This is a genomic window from Synechococcus sp. CCY9201 (assembly GCF_034931105.1).
Taxonomy (GTDB): Bacteria; Cyanobacteriota; Cyanobacteriia; order PCC-6307; family Cyanobiaceae; genus CBW1002.
This window is the reverse complement of sequence record NZ_JAYGIC010000123.1, coordinates 1-5754: the sequence shown is the minus strand read 5'-3', so window position 1 is coordinate 5754 and position 5754 is coordinate 1. Positions and strand designations below refer to the sequence as shown.

General features: G+C 68.9%; 3 protein-coding genes and 1 pseudogene. 3 read left to right on the top strand and 1 reads right to left on the bottom strand.

Annotated elements, in window-relative coordinates:
* Together VB716_RS12105 and VB716_RS12100 are read left to right on the top strand one after the other, a co-directional pair.
* Nucleotides 1–1073: hemolysin family protein (locus tag VB716_RS12105; protein WP_323270610.1), on the top strand; the 1073-nt coding region annotated here is incomplete at its 5' end.
* 116 nt (nt 1074–1189) lie between these two features.
* Entirely contained in the window at nt 1190–2182 is a 993-nt protein-coding gene (locus VB716_RS12100) for a Gfo/Idh/MocA family protein (RefSeq protein WP_197157363.1), read from the top strand.
* 3 nt (nt 2183–2185) lie between these two features.
* Here VB716_RS12100 and VB716_RS12095 read toward each other — a convergent pair whose 3' ends face one another.
* The gene (locus VB716_RS12095; protein ID WP_323270608.1) at nt 2186–5443 is read right to left on the bottom strand and encodes a glycoside hydrolase family 15 protein; all 3258 of its coding nucleotides are present in this window, start codon (nt 5441–5443) and stop codon (nt 2186–2188) included.
* A gap of 89 nt (nt 5444–5532) precedes the next feature.
* Here VB716_RS12095 and VB716_RS12090 point away from each other — a divergent pair.
* Nucleotides 5533–5754: pseudogene (locus VB716_RS12090) on the top strand (glycosyltransferase); the annotation flags it as partial.

Here is a 5754-nt window from a genome sequence, read left to right as displayed (position 1 = left end):
TGGTGGCCCTGGGCTGGACCGGCCGCGATCTCGTGGATGGGATGCGGCCCTTCGCCGCCGCCGCGCCGGAGCTGCGGCCCTGGCTTCTGGCCTTGGTGTTTCTGGTGCTGGTGCTGCTGGCCACCCTTCTGGGCGGCCTGGTGCCGAAGGCCTGGGTGCTGCATCAGCCCGAGCTTTCCGCCCTGCGCCTGGCGCCGTTGCTCGAATCGGTGAACCGCACCCTGGGGCCGCTGCTGCTCCTGATCGAGCGCCTGGGAGGCCTGCTGCTGCGCCTGTTCGGCCTGCCCCGCAACTGGGATGAGCTGGTGCCGGTGCTGTCGGCAGGGGAGCTCGAGACCCTGATCGAGAGCGGCAGCGTCACCGGTCTGCAGCCCGATGAGCGCAACATCCTCGAGGGTGTGTTCTCCCTGCGGGACACGCTGGTGCGGGAGGTGATGGTGCCCCGCTCCGGCATGGAGACCCTGCCGGTGGGCGTCACCTTCGCCGAGATGATGGACGCGGTGCATGCCACCCACCACGCCCGCTTCCCGGTGATCGGCCAGTCGCTCGACGACGTCCATGGAATGCTCGATCTGCGGCGCCTCGCTGAACCGATCGCCCGAGGGCTGCTGCAGCCCGATTCGCGGCTGGATCCCTTCGTGGTGCCCGTGCAGCTGGTCCAGGAAAGTGCCTCCCTGGCTGACTTGCTGCCGCTGATCCGCAGCGGCCATCCGCTGCTGGTGGTGGTGGATGAGCACGGCGGCACCGAGGGGCTGGTCACCGTGGCCGATCTCACCGGCGAGATCGTGGGAGAGGAGGACGGATCCCAGGCCGATGCCAACGACCTGATGCAGCTCCAGGACGACTCCTGGTCGGTGGCGGGAGACCTGGAGATCTTCGAGCTCAATCGCCAGCTGGGGCTGCGACTGCCCGAGGCGGAGGGGCATCACACCCTGGCGGGCTTCCTGCTGGAGCGGCTCCAGCACATTCCATCCCCCGGGGAAGGTCTGGGTTGGAAGGGCTACCAGTTCACCGTGGTCACCATGGATGGCCCGCGCATCGATCGGGTGCGGATCAACCAGCGCCCCGGCTGAGGACTCGATGCCTGTCAGATCCTCGTGAATCCCTGCAGATCGCGCACCGTCTGCTCTCCCGGGGCCCGGGGGCCCGGTCGCGCTGCGATGATCCCGCTGTGGTGAGGCCTGCCGACATGAAGCCCGTCAAGGTTGGTGTGATCGGCATCGGCAACATGGGCTGGCATCACGCCCGCGTGCTCAGCCTGCTGCGCGACGCCGAGCTGGTGGGGGTGGCCGATCCCGATGAGGCCCGCGGACAGCTCGCCGTGGAGCAGTTCGGCTGCCGCTGGTTCGCGGATTACGCCGACATGATCGAGCACGTCGAAGCGGTCTGCATCGCCGTTCCCACCCTGTTGCACCACCGGGTCGGTCTCACCTGCCTGGAGGCGGGGCTGCACGTGCTGATCGAGAAGCCGATCGCCGCCAGCCAGGAGGAGGCGGCTGAGCTGATCCAGGCAGCCTCCGCCACGACCCGCCTGCTGCAGGTGGGGCACATCGAGCGCTTCAACCCCGCCTTCCGCGAATTGCTCAAGGTGGTGGCCGACGAGGAGGTGGTGGTGCTGGAGGCCCGCCGCCACAGTCCCAACGCCGATCGGGCCAATGATGTGTCGGTGGTGCTGGATCTGATGATCCACGACATCGACCTGGTGCTGGAACTGGCCGGGGCTCCCGTGGTGCGTCTGGCGGCTGCCGGGGGGCGCAGCGCCGATGGCCCGATCGACTACGTCAACGCCACCCTCGGCTTCGCCAATGGCGTGGTGGCCAGCCTCACCGCCAGCAAGATGGCCCATCGCAAGATCCGCAGCCTCAGCGCTCACTGCCGCTGCAGCCTGATGGAGACCGACTTCCTCAACCACAACCTGCGCATCTATCGCCGGTCCCACGGCTCGGTGAGCGCCGACCACGGCGAGCTGGTGTATCGGAACGATGGCTTCATCGAGGAGGTGAGCACCACCTCGATTGAACCGCTCTACGCCGAACTCGAGCACTTTCTCCAATGCGTGCGAGGCGTGGAAATCCCAGCAGTCGATGGCCTTCAGGCTTCCCGTGCCCTGCAGCTCGCCGACCTGATCGAGCAGTGCGTTGAGCAGCCCAACCTCTGCATGGCGCTGGATGCACCGATCTGATCCTCAGGCCGGCTGTCTGGCTTCAGCCGGCTGCTCCGCTTCGGTGAGCTCCCGCAGGGCCTGCAGTTGCCAGCGCCGGCAGGCGGCCGGCGAGGCGTTGTAGAAGCGATCCCAGGCATCAGCCTTGTGCAGGCCGTAGTCCGTGGCCGGCACATCGGGATGGTTCTGCTGCCAGCCGACGCGCACCGCGTGGCCGATCACCACGTCGAGGGCGAGGTCGTCGTCGAAGTGAACCTGGGGGTTGGCCCCCACAAAGGCCATCAGGGTGATCAGGGTCTCGATGCAGAGGCGCCGGTACTCGGAGGCCTCGATCTTGCTGAGCAGGTGTTCGACCAGGGTGGCGAAGTTGCGTTCGCCGGGGGTCTTTTCACTCAGCAGCGGGGCGCTTTCCAGCCGGTTGCGGCGCTCCAGCTTGTCGCCGATCACCAGGCCGTCGCAGTGGTGCAGCAGATCCCAGATGCCGGCATAGAAATCGCGCGGCACCCGCTGCAGGGTGCCCATCCGCTGGCGGTGCTGCAACCAGCTTCCGCCCTTGGGCAGCTCCTCGAGCGGATCGGGCACTTCCCAGCGCACCCGGCCCCGAACATGCAGGTGTTCCTTGCGTTGCAGGGAGGCGCGGGCGTGCTCCACATCGGCCAGCAGGTCCCGCAGGCGGCGACGCAGTCCGTGGGGCGGCAGGCTGCAGAGTGCCTCGAAGGCATCGCTCTGGCTGAGCTCGTGTTCCGTGGCCAGCTCGCCGGTGAGCAGCAGCAGCAGCTGGCCCAGCTGCAGGGTGAGGCTGCCGCTCAGCAGGGTCGGCTCCAGCCGTGCCAGCCCGTCGAGGGCGAGCAGCAGTTCCTGCTGCAGCATCCATTCGCGGCCGTCGTCGCCGCTGTAGCGGCGGATCCGCTCGCCGATCACCAGGCTGCTGGCTGGTTCGGTGATCAGGGAGTCGTGGGTGTAGTTGCGCCCCACCACCAGTTGCTTCTGCCGCACCAGCAGGTCGGTGAGGGCATCTTCGAGCTGGGGGTGCACCAGCCCCATCACGCCGGCGCATCGGCGCACCACATTCCAGTTGCCCTCGGCCAGGGCCCGTCGGTACACCTCATCCACCAGCAGGGGCAACCGCAGGGGGGCGCCGCGGCCAGGCCCCTGCAGCACCGCGTGATTGCCGAGCCGCCGTACCAGCTGCTCCAGCACCTCACTCTGCTCCTCCAGGGAGGTGCTGGCCCAGAGACGCTCCGCCAGGCTGGAGATCGGCGTCTGCTGCAGTTCCAGCTCCTGCTCCTGCTGGGCGGTGAGCGGCTTCTGGCTGGTGCTGGCCCGCAGCGGCAGCTGGCTCGGGGGCGCCGGTGCCAGGGGGGCGGGGAGATCGGCGGGGAGCTCCACCAGGTTGAGCTGGTCCAGCACGGTCTCCAGGGGAGCCAGCTGCACCGGAACCCCCTCGATCTCACCGGACTGGAGGGCGCGTCCCAGCCGCAGGAAGGCCTCCGGGTCGCGATGGAAGGGGCCAGCGGCGACGGGTACCAGCAGCAGCGGCAACCGCTGGCTGCGCCAGTTGCGCTGCAGCAGCCGCAGCTCGCTGCACACCGCATCGGCCAGCTGCTCGGGATCGTCGGCCAGGTAGAAGGTGCCCTCCTCCAGCACGGCCGGAAGGTAGGCGTGCAGCGCGCCGGCCTGCCGGTAGAGCCGGGCCGTGGCCATGGTCTCGATCCGCACCGGTGGATGGCCGCTCAGCCCCAGCTGCGGGTTGGCACCCACCGCCGCCAGCTGGCGGCCCAGCTCCCGGGAGCTGCCCACCTGCACGCTCTCGTTGCTGCGGGTGATCGGCAGGCCCGCCTGCTCGAGCGCGGTCGCAATCGTGGCGTCGGCCGGTACCAGGCTGACCAGCACCCGATCGGCTCCGAGCTGCTGCGGCTGACGGCGGCCGCTGGGGTCGAGGTCGGCGGGGGTGATCAGCCCGTGCAGCAGCAGGTCTCCCAGCCAGGTGAGGCTCTGGGTCCAGAGCAGGGGCACATTCTCGTTCGGTTCGCGTTCCTGGCTGCCGGGAATGGCCCGTTCGGCCTCGATCGCCTGCTCCGGCACCAGGTACAGCTCCGGCAGCAGCAGCACCCCGTCCACCTCCACGCTCACGGCCCGCAGGCGCTCACGCCAGCTGCGGGCCTCTTCCCAGCGGCCTTCGCAGCAGGCCGTGACCAGCTCGTAGGCGAGGAATAGGGGCCACTCGGATTCGATGTGTTCGAACTGGGCTAGCTCCTCCCGTTCGTAGTGCAGGCGGGTCACGTCTTCCACCACCGTCTGATGGCCGTCGCGGCGGAAGCGCTTGTAGCCGTAGGCGCCGCCCAGATCGCGGCGGATGCGGTGGCGGGTCCGTTCCACCAGGTCTGGATCCTCCACCGCCCAGGCGGGGTAGCCGATCACCGACAGGCAGGCGCTGTCGGCCTCCTTGCTGGCGGATTCGCGCGGCAGCAGGTTGAGCAGCGCCTGGCGCAGGCGCACGATCGCATCGTGGGGAATGGTGAGGCAGCAGCTGCCGTCGCCGTGGGGGCCGTACAGATCGAGATCCTCCAGGGCTTCGAGGGCCGCCTTGACCAGGCCGATCGAGCTGGCGTTCCGTTCCGGCAGGCCGTGATTGCCCTTGTCACCCCGCTCCCAGATGCCGTAGTCGGCCACGCGGTAGGCCCGCGCCACGTAATACACCAGGTTCTGGATGAAGTCGCGCTCGTGGCTGGTCTGCACGATCACCAGGCCGGAGCGGGTCAGCTGGGCCAGTTGCAGCAGGAACAGGGCGGTGGCGTCGAGCTGCAGATGGCCCCAGCCGTCGTCCGGCACCACCGGCTCACCGCTGTTGGTATCGAACTTGGCGTGGATGGCGTCAAGCCGGTCGAGGCTGGTCTTGAAGCGCTCCACTTTTGCCGCTTGCCGCAGCATCACGTTCAGCAGGCCGCGCATCAGCTGCAGCACCCGCTGCTGGAGTTCGTGGCCGCGGCGGGTGCTGCCGTGCAGGCGCTGGTGGGCCAGGGCCAGTCCCCAGACGCATTGGATCGAATAAACGCAATCGCGCACCCAGGCATCGCCGTAGTTGCCGTGCACCGTGTTGGCGGTGCTGGCCGGCAGCAATCCGGTGATCGGATGCTGCCGCCGCAGCACCACCTGTTCGATCTGCTGATCCAGTTCTTCGAGAAAGGCCTGAGCCTCGAGGCTGGTCTCCTCGCCGTCCGCGTCCGGCGGCAGGGGCTCCGGCATCAGGAGCCGGTCGGAGGAGGCGCTGGAGATCGTCATGCTGGGCCCTCAGCGGGTGCCGCCTCTGAATCCCCGCAGGTGGGTTTCAGGGTTGAGCCATAGATTCTCTCGCGCAGCGAACCCGGCCCATGGCAGCGAAGGCGACCGATCCCCGCCGCACCCGGGTGCTGGACGTGCCGGTGGATGTGTGCCCGGATGTGTTTGAGGCGGCCCTGGCGCTGCTGCCGCGGGGCGGCGGCCAGATCGTCACCCTCAACGCCGAGATGACGATGGCGGCCCTGGCGGATCCGCAGCTGGGGGCGGCGATCGAGGCGGCGACGCTGGTGATCCCCGATGGCGCCGGCGTGGTC

Excerpts from the sequence above, each read along its gene's own strand:
- VB716_RS12100 (WP_197157363.1), top strand. The coding sequence starts at position 1,190 with ATGAAGCCCGTCAAGGTTGGTGTGATCGGCATCGGCAACATGGGCTGG.
- VB716_RS12095 (WP_323270608.1), bottom strand. The coding sequence starts at position 5,443 with ATGACGATCTCCAGCGCCTCCTCCGACCGGCTCCTGATGCCGGAGCCC.